18 protein-coding genes are annotated in these 17,159 nt (G+C 67.6%); 10 read left to right on the top strand and 8 right to left on the bottom strand.

Annotated elements, in window-relative coordinates; all coding sequences use genetic code 11:
- Nucleotides 1-37: 37 nt before the first annotated feature.
- The 4 genes from ABD164_RS15955 (at nucleotide 38) to lnt (ending at nucleotide 5,172) form a co-directional block, all read left to right on the top strand.
- Nucleotides 38-253 (top strand): twin-arginine translocase TatA/TatE family subunit, encoded by a 216-nt coding sequence (locus ABD164_RS15955; protein WP_344297317.1) that lies wholly within the window; start codon nucleotides 38-40, stop codon nucleotides 251-253.
- Between the two features lie 47 nt (nucleotides 254-300).
- The gene (tatC, locus tag ABD164_RS15950) at nucleotides 301-1,053 is read left to right on the top strand and encodes a twin-arginine translocase subunit TatC (protein WP_344297382.1); all 753 of its coding nucleotides are present in this window, start codon (nucleotides 301-303) and stop codon (nucleotides 1,051-1,053) included.
- A gap of 12 nt (nucleotides 1,054-1,065) precedes the next feature.
- On the top strand, nucleotides 1,066-3,495 hold the full coding sequence (locus tag ABD164_RS15945) for a DEAD/DEAH box helicase (protein ID WP_344297315.1): 2,430 nt from the start codon (nucleotides 1,066-1,068) through the stop codon (nucleotides 3,493-3,495).
- Between the two features lie 84 nt (nucleotides 3,496-3,579).
- Complete coding sequence (gene lnt / locus ABD164_RS15940; RefSeq protein WP_344297313.1) at nucleotides 3,580-5,172, top strand: apolipoprotein N-acyltransferase; 1,593 nt, start codon at nucleotides 3,580-3,582, stop codon at nucleotides 5,170-5,172.
- Nucleotides 5,173-5,174: 2 nt separating this feature from the next.
- On the opposite strand, the gene ABD164_RS15935 is transcribed toward lnt, so the two are convergent.
- The 4 genes from ABD164_RS15935 to ABD164_RS15920 form a co-directional block, all read right to left on the bottom strand.
- The gene (locus tag ABD164_RS15935; protein WP_344297312.1) at nucleotides 5,175-5,540 is read right to left on the bottom strand and encodes an RNA polymerase-binding protein RbpA; all 366 of its coding nucleotides are present in this window, start codon (nucleotides 5,538-5,540) and stop codon (nucleotides 5,175-5,177) included.
- An 87-nt stretch (nucleotides 5,541-5,627) separates the two neighbouring features.
- Nucleotides 5,628-6,383, bottom strand: a complete 756-nt coding sequence (locus ABD164_RS15930; protein ID WP_344297310.1) for a glycerophosphodiester phosphodiesterase family protein — start codon at nucleotides 6,381-6,383, stop codon at nucleotides 5,628-5,630.
- Between the two features lie 9 nt (nucleotides 6,384-6,392).
- Entirely contained in the window at nucleotides 6,393-7,367 is a 975-nt protein-coding gene (locus tag ABD164_RS15925) for an SPFH domain-containing protein (protein WP_344297308.1), read from the bottom strand.
- Nucleotides 7,367-7,840, bottom strand: a complete 474-nt coding sequence (locus ABD164_RS15920) for an NfeD family protein (RefSeq protein ID WP_344297306.1) — start codon at nucleotides 7,838-7,840, stop codon at nucleotides 7,367-7,369. Before ABD164_RS15920 ends, ABD164_RS15925 begins: the two co-directional genes overlap by 1 nt.
- Before the next feature lie 134 nt (nucleotides 7,841-7,974).
- Here ABD164_RS15920 and ABD164_RS15915 point away from each other — a divergent pair, with 134 nt between their 5' ends.
- The gene (locus tag ABD164_RS15915; RefSeq protein ID WP_344297304.1) at nucleotides 7,975-8,748 is read left to right on the top strand and encodes an SDR family oxidoreductase; all 774 of its coding nucleotides are present in this window, start codon (nucleotides 7,975-7,977) and stop codon (nucleotides 8,746-8,748) included.
- A 70-nt stretch (nucleotides 8,749-8,818) separates the two neighbouring features.
- On the opposite strand, the gene ABD164_RS15910 is transcribed toward ABD164_RS15915, so the two are convergent.
- The 3 genes from ABD164_RS15910 to ABD164_RS15900 all read right to left on the bottom strand — a co-directional run bounded on the left by ABD164_RS15910 (nucleotide 8,819) and on the right by ABD164_RS15900 (nucleotide 10,548).
- On the bottom strand, nucleotides 8,819-9,424 hold the full coding sequence (locus tag ABD164_RS15910) for an HdeD family acid-resistance protein (protein WP_344297302.1): 606 nt from the start codon (nucleotides 9,422-9,424) through the stop codon (nucleotides 8,819-8,821).
- Nucleotides 9,425-9,509: 85 nt separating this feature from the next.
- Complete coding sequence (locus tag ABD164_RS15905) at nucleotides 9,510-10,175, bottom strand: SRPBCC domain-containing protein (protein WP_344297299.1); 666 nt, start codon at nucleotides 10,173-10,175, stop codon at nucleotides 9,510-9,512.
- A 1-nt stretch (nucleotide 10,176) separates the two neighbouring features.
- Nucleotides 10,177-10,548, bottom strand: coding sequence for an ArsR/SmtB family transcription factor (locus tag ABD164_RS15900; protein WP_344297380.1), 372 nt, complete (start codon nucleotides 10,546-10,548; stop codon nucleotides 10,177-10,179).
- Between the two features lie 118 nt (nucleotides 10,549-10,666).
- On the opposite strand from ABD164_RS15900, the gene ABD164_RS15895 reads away from it, so the two are divergent.
- Complete coding sequence (locus tag ABD164_RS15895) at nucleotides 10,667-13,057, top strand: ATP-binding cassette domain-containing protein (RefSeq protein ID WP_344297297.1); 2,391 nt, start codon at nucleotides 10,667-10,669, stop codon at nucleotides 13,055-13,057.
- 121 nt (nucleotides 13,058-13,178) lie between these two features.
- Complete coding sequence (locus ABD164_RS15890) at nucleotides 13,179-13,643, top strand: YdeI/OmpD-associated family protein (RefSeq protein ID WP_344297295.1); 465 nt, start codon at nucleotides 13,179-13,181, stop codon at nucleotides 13,641-13,643.
- A 776-nt stretch (nucleotides 13,644-14,419) separates the two neighbouring features.
- Here ABD164_RS15890 and ABD164_RS15885 read toward each other — a convergent pair.
- On the bottom strand, nucleotides 14,420-14,767 hold the full coding sequence (locus tag ABD164_RS15885) for a GntR family transcriptional regulator (RefSeq protein ID WP_344297293.1): 348 nt from the start codon (nucleotides 14,765-14,767) through the stop codon (nucleotides 14,420-14,422).
- A 302-nt stretch (nucleotides 14,768-15,069) separates the two neighbouring features.
- Here ABD164_RS15885 and ABD164_RS15880 point away from each other — a divergent pair, with 302 nt between their 5' ends.
- The 3 genes from ABD164_RS15880 (at nucleotide 15,070) to ABD164_RS15870 (ending at nucleotide 17,123) form a co-directional block, all read left to right on the top strand.
- Nucleotides 15,070-15,777, top strand: coding sequence for a hypothetical protein (locus ABD164_RS15880; protein WP_344297291.1), 708 nt, complete (start codon nucleotides 15,070-15,072; stop codon nucleotides 15,775-15,777).
- A gap of 27 nt (nucleotides 15,778-15,804) precedes the next feature.
- Nucleotides 15,805-16,464, top strand: coding sequence for a hypothetical protein (locus ABD164_RS15875; protein ID WP_344297289.1), 660 nt, complete (start codon nucleotides 15,805-15,807; stop codon nucleotides 16,462-16,464).
- A 68-nt stretch (nucleotides 16,465-16,532) separates the two neighbouring features.
- Nucleotides 16,533-17,123: a serine hydrolase domain-containing protein gene (locus ABD164_RS15870; protein ID WP_344297287.1), complete on the top strand. Its 591-nt coding sequence runs from the start codon at nucleotides 16,533-16,535 to the stop codon at nucleotides 17,121-17,123.
- Nucleotides 17,124-17,159: the final 36 nt, after the last annotated feature.

Below are 17,159 nucleotides of genomic sequence, written 5' to 3'. Positions count from 1 at the left end.
CTGTCCTCACCATTCACCGAGAAACGGACGAATTCCTATGTGGCAAGGCTTCACCGGTTGGCACGCGCTGATCATTCTCGTGGTCATTCTGCTGCTCTTCGGCGCACCCAAGCTCCCGGCACTCGCCCGCAGCCTCGGGCAGTCGATGAAGATCCTGAAGAGCGAGGTTCGGCCCGAGAAGGCCGACGGCGACGCCGCGGCGGCTGACGACGCGACCAAGCCTGAAGAACCCGACTCCAGCAAGACCGCCTGACTCCGATGACCGCGGTGAAGGATCGCGGGAAGGACCGCGAGAAGCGGATGTCGCTGGGCGCGCATCTCATCGAGTTGCGCAAGCGCCTCTTCATCTCTGCGATCGCGATCGTCGTCGGCATGGTCGCGGGCTGGGTGCTCACCGACCTCTTCGTCTGGGACGCCATCCAAGAGCCGGTGGCTCGTGTCGCCGAAGCGCAGGGCACCGACACCGCGATCGTGTTCCCCACCATCTCGAGCGCGTTCGACCTGCGACTGCAGATCGCGTTCACGCTCGGACTTGTGATCTCGGCGCCCGTCTGGCTCTACCAGATCTTCGCGTTCCTCGTGCCGGGGCTCAACACGCGTGAGCGCAAGTTCACGTTCGCGTTCTTCGCCACCGCGATTCCGTTGTTCTTCGCGGGGTGCGCCGCCGGCTGGCTCGTGTTGCCGAACATCGTCAAGCTCATGACGAGCTTCGTGCCGGGCGATGCGATGTCGCTGCTCACCGCGAAGGAGTACATCGACTTCGTGCTGAAACTCGTCGTCGCGATCGGCATTGCGTTCGTGGTGCCGGTGTTCATCGTGCTGCTCAATTTCGCCGGGGTCATCAGCGCCGCGGCGATCATCAAGTCGTGGCGCATCGCGATCCTCGTCATCGTGCTCTTCACGGCCATCGCCACGCCGTCGGCCGACGTCATCTCGATGTTCATGCTCGCGATCCCCATGATCGTGCTGTACTTCGCCGCCTGGTTCATCGCGAGCCTGCACGACAAGCGCGTCGAGAAGCGAAATCGCGAGGAGTTCGGCGCCGCTGTCTAGGCTGAAGGGGTGATGAGCCTCTCGCCGGCCGAGCGCTATGCCCTTTCCCGACAACAGCGCAGGCAGCCTCGGCTCGCCGAGTTCGCCGCCGGCCTGAAATTCGACCTCGACGCCTTCCAGCGGGCATCGTGCGCGGCGCTCGATGAGGGCCGCAGCGTGCTCGTCGCGGCGCCGACCGGTGCCGGCAAGACAGTGGTCGCCGAGTTCGCCGTGTTCCTCGCCATGCAGGAGCGGGGAGCCAAGGTGTTCTACACCACTCCGATCAAGGCGCTCTCGAACCAGAAGTTCCAGGAGCTCGCCGACGTCTGGGGTGCCGAGTCGGTGGGCCTGCTCACGGGCGACACGAACATCAACTCGGGCGCGCGCATCGTCGTGATGACGACCGAGGTGCTGCGCAACATGCTCTACGCCGACTCGCCGCTGCTCGACCGGCTCGCCTACGTGGTCATGGACGAAGTGCACTACCTCGCCGACCGATTCCGCGGTGCGGTGTGGGAGGAGGTGATCATCCACCTCCCCGAGGAGGTGCGGCTCGTCTCGCTCAGCGCGACCGTCTCGAACGCCGAGGAATTCGGAGACTGGCTGCAGGCGGTGCGCGGCGACACCGACGTGATCGTCTCCGAAGAGCGGCCCGTGCCGCTCGAGCAGCACGTGCTGGTCAAGGCGAAGCTGCTCGACCTGTTCGACTCGTCTGGCCAGGCGGCGACGAACCGGGTGAATCCCGAGCTGAAGCAGCTCGCCCGTGTCGGTGGTCGGTCGATCTCGAGCCGGTCGAGCAGGGGGCGTCGCGGCGGCGACCGGGGCCGCTTCCACCAGGGCGGGCCCGGGCAGGGCCGCATCGATCGCCCCGACGTCGTGGCGCTGCTGCAGGGAAAGAACCTGCTGCCGGCGATCGTGTTCATCTTCTCGCGCGCCGGATGCGACCAAGCCGTGCGCCAGGTGCTGCGTTCCGGCATCCGGCTCACCGAATCGCAGGAACGCGCGGAAGTCCGCGCCATCGTCGAAGAGCGGGCACGGATGCTCCGGGATGAAGACCTCGCCGTGCTGGGCTATTGGGAGTGGCTCGAAGGACTCGAGCGCGGTGTCGCGGCCCACCACGCGGGCATGCTGCCGGCCTTCAAGGAGATCGTCGAGGAGCTGTTCCAGCGCAAGCTGCTGAAGGTCGTGTTCGCGACCGAGACCCTTGCGCTCGGCGTGAACATGCCCGCCCGGTCGGTGGTGCTCGAGAAGCTCGAGAAGTTCAACGGCGAGGCGCGGGTGCCGATCACGCCGGGGGAGTACACGCAGCTCACCGGCCGCGCCGGACGCCGTGGTATCGACGTCGAGGGCCACTCGGTCATCCAGTGGGTCGACGGGCTCGACCCCGAATCGGTGGCCGCGCTCGCCTCGCGGCGCAGCTATCCGCTGAACTCGAGCTTCCGGCCGACCTACAACATGGCCGTCAACCTGATCGATCAGTTCGGCCGCGATCGCACCAGGCAGATCCTCGAACTCTCGTTCGCGCAGTTCCAGGCTGATCGTGCCGTCGTCGACCTCGCCCGAACCCTGCGCAAGCAGGAGGAATCGATGGCGGGCTACGAGCAGGCGATGACCTGCCACCTCGGCGACTTCGCCGAGTATGCGGCACTGCGGCGCAGCATCTCGTCGATCGAACGCCAGTCGTCGAAGGGCAACTCGACGCACGCACAGCGCGAGCGCATGCAGCGCGAGCTGGCCGCGGCGCGCAAGGCGATGCGAGCGCACCCGTGCCATGGCTGTGCCGAGCGCGAGCAGCATGCCCGATGGGCCGAGCGCTGGTGGCGCCTGAAGCAGGAGCACGATCAGCTCTCACGTCAGATCCACACCCGCACCGGGCAGGTCGCCAAGCGGTTCGACAGGGTCAGCGAGGTGCTCGAGTCACTGGGCTACCTCGAGCACGACGCGCAGGGGTCGCTCGTGTCGACCTCGGCCGGGCGCATCCTGAAGCGCATCTACGGTGAGCGCGACCTGCTCGTTGCCGAGTGCCTGCGCCGAGGGCTCTGGAACGGGCTCGACACCGCGGGCATCGCGGCCATGGCGGCCGCGCTCGTGTACGAGCCGCGCCGTGACGATCGCGGGGTCGACTACCGGTTGCCGCGAGGCGGGTTCCGTGAGGCGTTCGACCGCACGCTCGACACGTGGAGCGTGCTCGACGACCTCGAGCGCGACCACCGGCTGCCGGGCAGCGACCAGCCGTCGCCCGCGCTGTCTTCGTCAATGCACGCGTGGGCGCGAGGGGCCGGGCTCGGCTCGGTGCTCGACGACCTCGACCTGGCCGCGGGTGACTTCGTTCGGCTCACCAAGCAGGTGGTCGACCTGCTCGACCAGATCTCGATCGTGGCCGACGCCGAGCTGGGTGCCACCGCCCGGGCGGCGATCGACGACGTGCGCCGCGGCGTGGTCGCCTACGGCACCGTTGCGTGACGCGGCATCCGATCGGCCGGCGCTGGCGACGGCGACGTCGGCAGCTGCAGCTGCAGCGAGCCTCACGTCGCCTAGGCTGATCTGGTGCCCGAGAACGATCCGCGTCCGCTGATGCCGTTGTGGGCTGCTGTCGTCGTCGCGATCGCCGGCGGGCTGATCTACGACCTCGGGTTTCCGGGCGCGAGCATCTGGCCGCTCGCGTTCGTCGGCATCGCACTCGCCCTGACCACCCTCATCGGGCGCAGCTCGTGGGCGGCGGCGATGCTCGGGTTCGCGTTCGGGCTCGCCTTCTACCTGCAGCAGGTGTCATGGACGGCGCTCTACCTGGGGCCGATCCCGTGGCTCGCGCTGTCGATTCTCGAGTCGGCGTTCGTCGCCGGCGGCGCCGTGCTCATCACTCTCGCGTACCGATGGGTGCCTCGCGTGACGGCGTCGAAGTGGATACGCCTCATCGGCCTGCCGCTGCTCATCGCCGGTCTCTGGGTCGTGCGTGAGGCCGCCACCGGGTCGATCCCATACGGCGGATTCCCGTGGGGCAGGGCTGCGCTCAGCCAGTCCGAGAGCCCCTTCGCCGACGTCGTGTCGTGGGTGGGGTCGTCAGGGCTCGGATTCATCATGGTCGCGATCGTCGCCGGCGTCATCGAGTGGGTTCGAGCGAGCGGATGGCGCGACCTGCGCACCGCGATTCCGGTCGTGTCACTCGCGCTCGTCGCCATGGTGGTGCCGGCGTGGTCGACGTCGGCCACGGGCGAGCTTCGCGTGGCGAGCGTGCAGGGCAACGGGCCATCCGGCTATTTCGACGTGCGTGAACCCGGCGACGTGCTCACCGCACAGCTCGAGGCGACCGAGCCGATCCTCGATGAGCCCGGCATCGACGTGCTGCTCTGGCCCGAGGGCGGCTCCGACCTCGACCCGACGCGCAGCCCCGAGGTGGCCGACATCTTCGACGACCTGAGCGAGCAGCTCGACGCCCCCGTCGTGCTCAACACCGTGACCGTCGACGAAGACGAGTTCTTCAACACCTCGATGCTGTGGCTCGCAGGCGAGGGTGCCGTCGACACCTACGACAAGCGCAATCCGGTGCCGTTCGGCGAGTACATTCCCGACCGGGCGTTCTGGGAGCCGTTGGCCCCCGACCTCATCGGGCTGATCCAGCGCGGGTACTCGCCCGGCACGAACCCGCCGGTCTTCGACCTGGGCACGGCGATCACCGGCCTCGCGATCTGCTTCGACGTGATCTACGACGAGCTCATCTGGGAGGGCGCCCGCGACGGTGCCGAGCTCTACATGTTCCAGACCAACAACGCCGACTTCCGCGGCACCGACGAGAACCAGCAGCAGCTCGCGATCGCGAGGCTGCGCGCGATCGAGACGGGGCGCTCGGTCGTGAACATCTCGACGGTCGGTGCCAGTCAGGTGATCGACCCGTCGGGTCGAACCATCGACTCACTGCCGATCGATGAGCAGGGCGCCATGGTGACCGATGTCGAGTTGCGCACCGGGCTGACCCCGTCGGTCGTGCTCGGGGGAGCGGTGCCGCTCATCGTCGTGATCGGGTCGCTCGTGGCGCTCGTCGCCGCGGGAGTCATCGCGCGGCAGAAGGCGCGACGTGACCTCGGCGACGAGGTCGCCGAGGAAGCGGGACGTGACGAGGGTTCGACGACGCCGCAGGTCTGAGGCTAGGCGCCGATCTTCTGCTGGCCGCGACGGGCGCGCAGGTAGCTGAGGCGCTCTTCGAGCAGTTCTTCGAGTTCGGCACGGGTGCGACGCTCGAGCAGCATGTCCCAGTGCGTGCGCGCGATCTTCTCGCCGGAACGGTCGATCTCGACCGGCTTGGAGTCGACGAGCAGCACGGCAGAAGCACCGCAGTGGCGGCACTCCCACGTTTCAGGGAGCTCGGCCTCGGTCGAGAAGGTCATCACCGTCTCGCGACCGCACGTCTCGCATCGGTACGTGTAGTCGGCACGGTCGGCGAACACCACGCCGTCTTCGCTCTGCAGGCTCTGCGCGCCGATTCGCATGCCCCGAAGGCTCCGGTCCGCCATGGCGTACTCCTCTTCTCGATCCTCTAACAGTGTCAACGATCAAGCTGGGCGTTCCCTTTCCGCCGCCTGATGTTTACCGGGGAATTCTCAGCTTCGAGCGGCGATGAGCGGCAGCGCGAGGTCGACCCGGTCGGTCACGAGGCCGTCGACGCCGAGGTCGAGCAGCCTGGTCATGTCGGCGGGTTCGTTCACGGTCCACACATGCACTTCGACGCCGACGCGATGTGCCGTTTCGATGATTCGCGGGGTGACCAGTCGCACGATGCCGGCACGCTCGGGCACCTGCAGCGCGCGGGCACCGCGCAGCGCCCGGGTCGTCGCCGACCGCGACCCGAGCGACGCGGCGAGCCGGAACCGCAGCACGCCGGCGCTGCCCGCAGAACTTGCCGCGTCGGGCAGCTGTGCCGCCACGCGGCGGCGTCGCCGGTCGGAGAAACTCGTCACGAGCACCCGGCTCGCGGCTCGCGTGCGAGTGATCGCGGCGACGGTCGGCTCGACGACCGCGTCTTCTTTGAGGTCGATGTTGAACCGGGTGTCGGGAAACGCGTCGAGCGCCTCGTCGAGCGAGGCGAAGCCCTGTGCGTGCCCGAGGTCGATGCGCCGGAGCTCGGCCATCGTGAGCTGGCCCACGGCGACGTCACGACCCGCCACCCGCTCGAGCGTCGGATCGTGCGCGACGACCGCGACACCGTCGTGGCTCACGTGCACGTCGGTCTCGATGTACTGCGTTCCGACCGCGACCGCCCGTGCGAACGCCAGAAGCGTGTTCTCGGGCGCGTCGACCGCGAGTCCGCGATGCGCGAGCGCGCGTGGCGCCGGTGGTTCGAAGTACTCGGATGCCACGACGCGAGGTCAGCCCTGCGGCGCGGGGTTCTCGGGAGTGGTGCGGGGCGCAGCCGCGGGCGGCGTCGAGGGTGCCGCGGCTGTCGACGGCTCGGCGCCTGCCTGCATCGGAGTGAACGCCTTGCCGATGCCCTTGAGCGCCTCGGTCAGCTCGCTCGGGATGACCCACAGCTTGTTGGCATCGCCCTTCGCGAGCTGCGGCAGCATCTGGATGTACTGGTAGCCGAGCAGCTTGGGGTCGGCATCGCCCTTGTGGATGGCATCGAAGACCGTGAGGATCGCCTCGGCCTCGCCCTGCGCGCGCAGCACCGCGGCCTTCGCATCACCCTCGGCCTGCAGGATCGCCGCCTGACGTGCACCTTCGGCGGTGAGGATCTGCGACTGCTTGGTGCCCTCGGCCGTGAGGATGAGCGCACGCCGGTCGCGCTCGGCGCGCATCTGCTTCTCCATCGAGTCTTGGATCGAGTGGGGCGGGTCGATCGCCTTGAGCTCGACACGAGAGACGCGGATGCCCCATTTGCCGGTCGCCTCGTCGAGCACGATGCGCAGCTGCCCGTTGATGTTGTCGCGCGAGGTGAGCGCCTCTTCGAGGTTGAGCCCGCCGACCACGTTACGCAGCGTCGTCGTGGTGAGCTGCTCGACCGCACCGAGGTAGTTCGCGATCTCGTAGGTCGCTGCGCGGGCGTCGGTGACCTGGAAGTAGACGACCGTGTCGATCGAGACGACGAGGTTGTCTTCGGTGATCACCGGCTGGGGCGGGAACGAGACGACCTGCTCGCGCATGTCGACGAGCGGGCGCAGTCGGTCGATGAACGGCACGAGCAGGTTCAGACCGGGCGTGAGCGTCTTGTGATACCGCCCGAGGCGCTCGACGACGCCGGCATAGGCCTGCGGGATGATGCGCACCGAGCGTGCGATGACAACGATGACGAAGATGACGATCGCGATGACGACGATCGTCGTGATGATGCCGGTGATGTCCATTACTGGGGAGTGTTCCTCTCTACCGGCACGACGACCGCCGTCGCGCCGTCGATGCCGGTGACGAGCACGCGCTCGCCCACGGCGACGTCGGCCTGTTCGGTGATGGGGGAGAGCCGCGCCGTCCAGACGTCTCCGTTCTGCAGGCGAACCTGGCCGCCGGCGGCGTTCACGGTGCGTACGACGGTGCCGTCGGCACCGATGAGCGCGTCGATGTTGCTGCGCGCAGGATCGCCGCCGCGGCGGAGCATGCGCAGCAAGGGCGGGCGAAGCGCCAGGATGAGCGCGACCGACACGACCGCGGCGATGATGAACTGGGCCCACCACGGAATGCCGAAGAGGCCCGACAGCAGCCCGGCCACGCTGCCGAGCGCGAGCATCAGGAAGGTCATCTCGAGCGTGAACACCTCGATCGTGGCGAAGGCGAGGATCAGCACGAGCCACACGATCCACGCGTACTGGGTCAGTACATCCAAGTCGATCTCCTCTGCACGTGGTCGTTGCTCTGAAACTATCAGTGCCGGGTGCGACATGGGGGAGTTGATAGTCTCGGTTCGCGCCGTTCCGCCCGTCGGCCGATCGGTCAGCCAACAGCCTCGAGGAGCCCCACGTGACCAACCCACTCGCCCCCGGCTCGCTTGCCGGCCGCGTCGCCGTCGTGACCGGCTCGTCGCGCGGCATCGGTGCCGACACCGCTCGCTACCTGGCCGCTGCCGGAGCCTCGGTCGTCGTGAACTACCGCAGCAAGGCTCCGCGTGCCGAGAAGGTCGTCGCCGAGATCGTGGCCGCGGGCGGCACCGCGATCGCCATCGGCGCAGACCTCACCGACGCGGCATCCGTCGCCTCGATGTTCGAGCGCACCGCGACCGAGCTCGGCAGCATCGACATCCTGGTGCTGAATGCCTCTGGCGGCATGGAATCGGGGATGGGCGACGACTATGCGATGCGCCTCAACCGCGACGCGCAGGTCAACGTGGTCGAGGGTGCGCTGCCGCACCTCGCCGACGGTGCGCGCATCGTGTTCGTCACGAGCCACCAGGCGCACTTCATCCGCACCACGCCGACCATGCCCGAGTACGAGCCGGTCGCGCTCTCGAAGCGTGCCGGCGAAGACGCCCTGCGTGCGAAGCTGCCCGAGCTCGCGGCATCCGGAATCGAATTCGTGGTCGTCTCGGGCGACATGATCGAGGGAACGATCACGGCGACCCTGCTCGAGCGTGCCAACCCCGGCGCGATCGACGCCCGCAAGCACGATGCGGGGCGTCTCTACAACGTCGCCGAGTTCGCGGCCGAGGTCGCCTCTGCGGCCGTCGACCCGGTGCCCGCTGATCACACACGCTACGTCGGCGACGTCTCGGGCTTCCGACCTGATTCGCTCGACTGACGTCGCGAACCAGCGAAACGGGGCCGGCCGGAGCAGTTGCTCCAGCCGGCCCCGGTCGTTGTGACGGTGCTCAGGCGGTCTTGACACCGCGCCCGAACGTGAACGCGCGCACGATCTGCACGATGCCGAGCACGATGAGCGCGATGCCCGCGATGATGAAGAGGACCTCGGCCGCCCAGAGCGGCGAGAAGAGCACGACGATTCCGGCGACGATGCTCAGCAGGCCGAAGAACACTGCCCAGCCCTTCGACGGCGCGTCGCCGAGCTGCGCCAGTGCGACGACGCCCTCGACGATCCACAGCACGCCGATCAGCACGGCGATGAAGATCGCGAGCACGGCAGTGGTCTGGGCGAGGTTCGCGAAGGCGATGATCGCGCCGACGATGAAGAGCACGCCGAGGATGAGGTCGAGTGCTCTCGCACCCCCCGAGATCCCCTTCGAGAAGATGCCCATGCCGAGGTACGCGATGCCCGCGATGATCAGGTAGATCGCGAGGATCGTCGTGAGCACGACGGCAGAGCGTTCAGGCCAGAACGTGATCAGGATGCCGATGATGAGCGCGACGACACCACTGATGCCGAGTGTCGCGCGAATGGTGTTGATCGACGATTTCGAGAGTTCGGCGGCGTCGACCGAGAACGTAGCGAAGAAGCCGGAGGGTTGCGGCGAAGACATTACGGTGTCCTTTCTGACGGCGAGACCGTGCGGGGTCAGGCTACGGCCGAACTCCTCCTGAGGATCGGATGTGCCCCGCGCGTCGCTACATCGGCCCGGGCGCTTCGCCGGTATACATCGCGAAGGTCGCGGATGCCGCGGCGCGGGCGGCCTCGAGGTCGACGCCATCGGCGGCCTGCGCCTCGGCCCATGCGTCGGCCGAGCCGCGCATGAAGGCGCGCCCCTCGTCGCTGAGACTCCAGGCCTCGGGGTCTTCGGGCCGCGCAGCGGGGTCGGTGAGGTGCAGGGAGAGGCCGAGCAGGCCCTGGTCCCAGCCGATGCCGGTGCCGGCGGGGCCGAACTGCTGCCAGATCTCGTCGGGGACGACCGAGGCGGGAGCGACGTGCTCGAGCTCGACCCGGGTGCGATCGGCATCGACGGACTCGAGGTGCACGGTCACCCATGTCTCGCCGCCGCCGCCGAACTCCCAGGTGATGCTGAAGTGCGCCCGGCCCTCGTGCGGGGGTTCGCACGACTGCACGGTGCCGCCGGCGTTGCCCTCGAGCTGGTAGTGGCCGCCCAGGCGCAGGTCGCCGCTCACCGGCAGGAACCAGCGGGGGATGCGCTCGGCCGAGGTCATCGCGTTCCACACGTCGGAGATCGGCGACGGATAGGTCTGCGCGAGCGTCTGCACGCGTGCGGGCGTTCCGTCGACGTCATCGGTGCGCACGGCGCGCTCGACGGCGTCGAGTTGTGCGGCGATGTCAACCATGTCAGTTCTCCTCATTGTCGGTGTCAGTGTCTTCAGCCTCGGCAGCCACTCGCCGCTGCCGGCGACCCCGGGCGAGCTCGGTGCCGAGGGCGTCGAGTCGCGGCATCCAGAATCGGCGGAACGCATCGAACCACTCGTCGGCCGCCGCCAGCGGCGCCGGATCGAGCGCGTACACCCGTCTCGTGCCCTCGGGATGCACCGTGGCGAAGCCCGCCTCGCGCAGCACCCGAAGGTGCTGCGATACGGCGGGCTGCGAGATGCCGAACTCGGCCTGGATCACGTGGCCGAGCTCGCCCGCCGACGATTCGCCGTCGGCGAGCAGTTCGAGGATGCGTCGCCGCACGGGATCGCCGAGGATGTCGAGCGCGTGCATGGCAACCATATTTGCACGGTCACTTATATAAGTCAAGAATGAATGACTGCGGATGCCCCGGCGACGCCCCGGGGGAGCGGACGAACCTGCGGCCGGCCGCTCGAATCTGGTTGGATCGATGACTGTGGTCACGACATCAAGCACGCAATCGTCGGTACACGTCGCCGACAGTCACGAACTGATCCGCGTACAGGGCGCGCGAGAGAACAACCTCAAGGACATCAGCCTCGGGATCCCGAAACGCAGACTCACGGTCTTCACCGGCGTCTCGGGCTCGGGCAAGAGCTCGCTCGTCTTCGACACGATCGCAGCCGAGTCGCAGCGCATGATCAACGAGACGTACAGCACCTTCGTGCAGGGATTCATGCCATCACTGGCGCGGCCTGACGTCGACGTGCTCGAGGGGCTGACCACCGCGATCATCGTCGACCAGGAGCGCATGGGCGCCAATTCGCGCTCGACCCTCGGCACCGCGACCGACACCCACGCGATGCTGCGCATCGTCTTCAGCCGACTCGGGCAACCGCACATCGGCTCGCCGAACGCCTTCTCGTTCAACGTGCCCTCGGTGCGGGGGAGCGGCGCCATCACCGTCGAGCGCGGTGCAGGCGAGAGCGAGAAGGTCGAGCGCACCTTCACCGTGCTCGGCGGCATGTGCCCCCGCTGCGAGGGCATGGGCACGGTGAGCGACTTCGAGCTGTCGCAGTTGTACGACGAGAGCAAGTCGCTCGTCGAGGGCGCCATCACCATCCCGGGGTATTCGGCCGACGGCTGGATGGTGCGCATCTACAGCGAGTCCGGTTTCCTCGAGCCGAACAAGCCGATCCGCGACTACACCGAGACCGAGTTGCACGACTTCCTGTACAAGGAGCAGACCAAGGTCAAGCTCCAGGGGATCAACATGACCTACGAGGGCTTGATTCCGAAGATCCAGAAGTCGTTGCTCTCGAAGGATCGCGAGGCGATGCAGCCGCACATCCGTGCGTTCGTCGACCGAGCCGTCGTGTTCACGGCGTGCCCCGACTGCGGCGGCACCAGGCTCGCTGAGCCCGCGCGGTCGTCCCGCATCGGCGGTATCAACATCGCCGACGCGTGCGCCATGCAGATCAGCGACCTCGCCGAATGGGTGCGCGGGCTCGACGAGCCGTCGGTGGCCCCGCTGCTCGCGACGCTGCAACAGACACTCGACTCGTTCGTCGAGATCGGACTGGGCTACCTCTCGCTCGACCGCCCCTCGGGCACGCTGTCGGGCGGCGAGGCGCAGCGCACGAAGATGATCCGCCACCTCGGCTCCTCGCTCACCGACATCACCTATGTCTTCGACGAGCCGACCATCGGCCTGCACCCCCACGACATCCGGCGCATGAACGACCTGTTGATCCGCCTGCGCGACAAGGGCAACACGGTGCTCGTCGTCGAACACAAGCCCGAGAGCATCGTGATCGCCGATCACGTCGTCGACCTCGGCCCCGGTGCCGGAACGGCGGGCGGAACCGTCTGCTTCGAAGGCACCGTCGACGGGCTGCGGGCCAGTGGCACGCTCACCGGCCGGCACCTCGACGACCGCGCATCACTCAAGCAGGCGGTGCGCACGCCCACCGGCGCGCTGCAGATCCGCGGGGCGACTGCGAACAATCTGCTCGACGTCGACGTCGATATCCCGCTCGGCGCACTCGTCGTCATCACCGGTGTGGCGGGATCGGGCAAGAGTTCGCTCGTGCACGGCTCGATACCCGCCGGCGCGGGGGTCGTGTCGATCGACCAGGGCGCCATCAGGGGCTCGCGACGCAGCAACCCCGCCACGTACACGGGGCTGCTCGAGCCGATCCGCAAGGCGTTCGCGAAGGCCAACGGCGTCAAGCCGGCACTGTTCAGCGCCAACTCCGAGGGTGCCTGCCCGACGTGCAACGGCGCGGGCATGATCTACACCGAATTGGGCTTCATGGACACCGTCGCCACACCGTGCGAGGAGTGCGAGGGCAAGCGATTCCAGGCATCGGTGCTCGAGTACAAGCTCGGCGGTCGTGACATCGCCGAGGTCCTGGCGATGCCGGTCACCGAAGCCGAGGACTTCTTCGCCACGGGCGAGTCGAAGATCCCGGCGGCGCACAAGATCCTTGCCCGCATGGCCGATGTCGGCTTGGGCTACGTGAGCCTCGGACAGCCGCTCACGACCCTCTCGGGCGGTGAACGTCAGCGACTCAAGCTGGCCACGCACCTGGGGGAGGAGGGCGGCATCTACGTGCTCGACGAACCGACGACCGGCCTGCACCTCGCCGATGTCGAGCATCTGCTCGGCCTGCTCGACCGGCTCGTCGACTCGGGCAAGTCGGTCATCGTCATCGAGCACCACCAGGCCGTCATGGCGCACGCGGACTGGATCATCGATCTCGGCCCCGGTGCCGGCCATGACGGTGGTCGAGTGGTCTTCGAGGGCACGCCCGCCGAACTCGTCGCAGCACGATCGACGCTCACCGGCGAACACCTCGCCGAGTACGTCGGCGCCTGAGGCCCTTGGGGTCGCTCGGTGAGTTGAACGAATCGGGCGAGTCTCCTCATTCACGTCTCGCGCCTTCCTCGAGCCCTGATCGCCGTCCACCAGCGATGGCGCATGGTGGCAGGCTGGTCCCGTGAGCGAGCTGCGGAGGTTTCGGACCACGGTTGCCGTGGATCAGCAGGGTCGCACGCGGGTGCCGATTCCGTTCGACCCCGATGAGTCATGGGGCGCCAAGCCCCGCCACCCGGTGAAGGGAACCGTGGCGGGCCGGGCGATGCGCGGCGTCGTTGAGAAGCAGGCGGGCGGGCCGGTGATCGCGCTGGGGCCGGCATGGTGCGCTGTCGCATTACGCGATGGCGCCGAGGTGGAGGTCGTCCTCGAGCCCGAGGGACCGCAGCGATCCGATCTCGCCCCGGATATCGCCGCGGCACTCGATGCCGCTCCCGATGCGGCCGCGTTCTTCGACTCGCTCGCGCAGGTCTACCGGAAAGCCTGGCTCAGGTGGATCGACTCCACGAAGCGTCATCCGCAACAGCGCCCGATTCGAATCGCCGAAATGGTTCGCCTGCTGCAGCAAGGACACAAGACACGTCCTTGACCGACTTCTTGAGCGGCGGAGACACGTTATCGCGTCCTCTGGGTCGGCCGGCGAACCACGGCGATACACATGATGCACATGGGCTGTCGCACCCTGATGAACCGGCATCGAACCAATAGCCGATAATGCACATTATGTCCATCAAGGCGGACGCTATTGCAGCCGATGCACGAACATGATGCCCCGCTCCTCGCCGAGCATGTCGGCTCTCCGGAAATCACTCCCGATTCTCATTGAACATGCCGGAGGCGGGAATCGACCGAGGAAAACTCTTGCGGTGCATCGCAATCGGTTCAGTGCCTCTCCCAATGGCCAAGTGCCGGCTCGGTTGATGACTTCCGGCTCAGCAATCAATCTGATGGACGAATCGCGGGTGACGTGCCGCCTGCGGCGCCTTGACGCGCCTCGGAACCTTTCGATTGCAGAGTTCGCGGGCTATCTCCATTGCGAGAGCCTCACCAGTGGTGAGGACTCCCACGACGTTCGAATCGGGCGTCCCAAGGCCGTTGGTGGTTCGCGCCGACCGGCGAACACGTCGCTTCTGGATGGCTCGCCTCGTTGCCCACTCCCCCATGGCTCTATCTCGAAACACGGAATAGGCCACGACTTCTGGTGACCTACCGAAGCGCCGCGCAGTGGGCGCGAATCTTCGCGGGCACGACTACGTCCGAGAGAAACGAACACCGTGCCGCGGGCGCTTCGACTCCTGCGTGATGAGGGACTGCTCGAGTTCCGACGCGAGACAGGGGTGCGAGGTCGGCCGGGGTGGCCTCAGCTCACCCAACGCTCAGGATGATGTCGATGATCTCCTGCGAGCTGTAGCCGTACCGCCGGGCGACCTCGACGAGTTCGCGCGCACGCTGCACCACGGCTCCATGCTCGGGCGCCGCGATGACCGACACGCCTCGGCCGCGACGGAATTCGAGCAGGCCCTCACCGCGCAGTAGGCGGAGGGCGCGGAGCACGGTGTTCGGGTTCACACCGAGCACATCAGCGAGGTCCTTCGCGGGCGGCAGCCGCTCGCCAGGCGCGGCCTCACCATCGGCGATCGCGCGCCGGATCTCGGCGGCCACCTGCTCGTAAAGATCCGTCCGATCGTTTCGATTGATGTTGACATCGATCATGATGCTATTGATAATAGCATCATTGGTTGGAGTGTACGATGACTATCTCCCTGATCGACCGAAGCGACAGAGACTCGCACGATGAGGTACCCGCTCAGAGCCGTGAGCATCCGGCCGCACTCGATGAGCAGTCCATCCGCGAAGAGTCCGCGGTCGGCTCCTCGCCGCCCGCCGTCGAAGACACGCAGCCCATCATCGAAGACGGCGTCATCGCCGACGCCCGACGGCGCGCCCGACGACGACGGGCGGGATACGGGATCGCAGCAGCGGTCTCGGCGCTCGTACTCGGAGCTGGCGCGATCATGATGCTGGGCGGACCGCCCGAAGCCCCTCGCACCACGCTCGACCCGGAGCACGGAGCCGCCGCATGGCCCGCGGCGCCAGCTGATGAGGCCGCGGTCGTCGCCGAGTGGGTCCAGTTCCACGCGGGCTGGGCCTACGTCTACGACGACGGGCGCGTGTTGTGGCGAACCGATGGCGGCCACATCAGGCAGCAGCGCCTCAGCCCCAAGGGCCTCGACCTCGTGCGCGAAAGGGAGATCGATCCCGCGTCCTTCGTCGTGGGTCGGGCTTCGATTCCGGCCAACGCCTTGGCGGAGCCGGTGCCGATCGAGTACCAGCCATCGAATTACGCGATCTGTCCGGTGGTGGTCGACTCGGCAGGATTTTTGAAGGTCATGTTCCCAGCCGATCAGATCGAAGCTCGTCTGCCGGAGGCCGTGCGGACGCTGGTCGCCGGAACCGCCGGGAGCTTCAGGCATGGCGATTGGGGAGGCACCGCCGGCCCAGGCGGCCCAGACCCCGTGCAGACTTGCTTCATCCTCGGGTCGGACCGAGCGAAGGCGGTGTGGTCGCACACGAACGCCCACCCGACCGAGCCCGGTACGGGCGGCGTGATGCAGGTCGGTTACTACACGTACGGGACGTTGACGATGACGGACGGCACGACAATGCTGTTCTGGTCCCTGCCGATCCTGCCCCACGGTGTTGGGGGCAGCTGGGGCGGCTGAGCACCCCACCACCGAAGGAGGATTGACATGCTTCACGAGCGCCGAATCCGCGTACTCCGCTCAGCCGTCATCGCCGCGATGATCAGCGCACTGTCGCTCGGTTCGCTCTTCGTCGCACGTCCGGCGGCCGCTGACGACGAGATCACCTACGGTGATGTCCTCTCACATTTCCAAGCGGCCGAGGGCGCCGGGGGCGTGATCGATCAGCTCGCGGGGCCGCCGGCAGCCGACCTGGCCGGCCCCGCGGTCTTCCTCGAACACGGCATCCGCCCGTTCGTGGACTTTCCGTGGAACGGTTCATCGGTGTGCGAGGACGACTGGCAGCTCCTGGTTCTCGCGTTGATCGTCGGCGCCGTCGAGGGCGAGCCGCCCGTCAAGCGGGACGTCGGCGTCGCGCTGCTCGCACCCACGACCGTCGACCTCTACCTCGACGGCATACGCCTCGAGGACACCGAGCGCTCCCCGATCAAGCGCCTGATCAGCGGCATCGCCGCCCTCGAGGACGGAACGATCGTCGAGGTCACCGACGGATGGTGGATCCAGACCGGTGCATTCCGCGCACCCGGGGAACTCACGATCGGGAGCCACACGTTCGGCGCCGTGATCACCATTCCCGATGTCGGCGAGTTCGTGCTCGAGGAGATCACCTTCTCCGTCGACGCCTCGGGCACGGGAAGCTGCCCCTGACCCGCCGGGCCAGGATCGGAGGTGTTCTGATGTCAGACCATCGCGTCAGGGCCGTGACGATCGGTGCAGTGCTCGCCGTCGTCCTGCTGGCCGGGGGCTGCGCCGGGACGACGACACCCCCAGGCAGCGCTGCGTCGTCAGTCTCACCGACCGCGCCGGCCCCGCTCCTGCCGACCGCGACGTCGGAAGCCGACCTCGCGGTGGACCAGCAGCTGGCCGCGGCACTGGATCAGGAGTTCGCCGCGGACGACTACGCCGGCCTGGCCTCCGTCATCGTGCTCGCCGACGGCCGGACCGCGTACGAGCGGTACTACGACTCGGTCGCGACCGACCACCACCACGTCTGGTCGGTCACCAAGAGCATCATCAGCACGCTGGTCGGCATCGCGATCGGCGAGAGAAAGATCTCCGGGGTCGACGCGACCCTGGCCCAGCTGTTGCCCGACTACGCCGAAGACATGACACCCCGCGTGGCCGGGATCACCCTCGAACAGCTGCTGACCATGACCGCCGGCCTCGCGGACGACCTCCCGGGATCGGACCACGCCGTGGCATCCATCCTCACGAAGCAGGCCTTCGCCCCGGGCACCGAATTCTCCTACACCAACAACAGCGCCCACCTCATCGCCAGGGCCTTCTTAAAGTCGGGGCGTCTGTGACTGTTGTCCGGCGTGGCTGCTGCTAACGAGGGGAAC

It is taken from the genome of Agromyces neolithicus (genome assembly GCF_039529735.1).
In the GTDB taxonomy this organism is placed as follows: Bacteria; Actinomycetota; Actinomycetes; order Actinomycetales; family Microbacteriaceae; genus Agromyces; species Agromyces neolithicus.
Note: the sequence above shows the minus strand (reverse complement) of the source record. Positions and strands in the feature narration are given on the sequence as shown.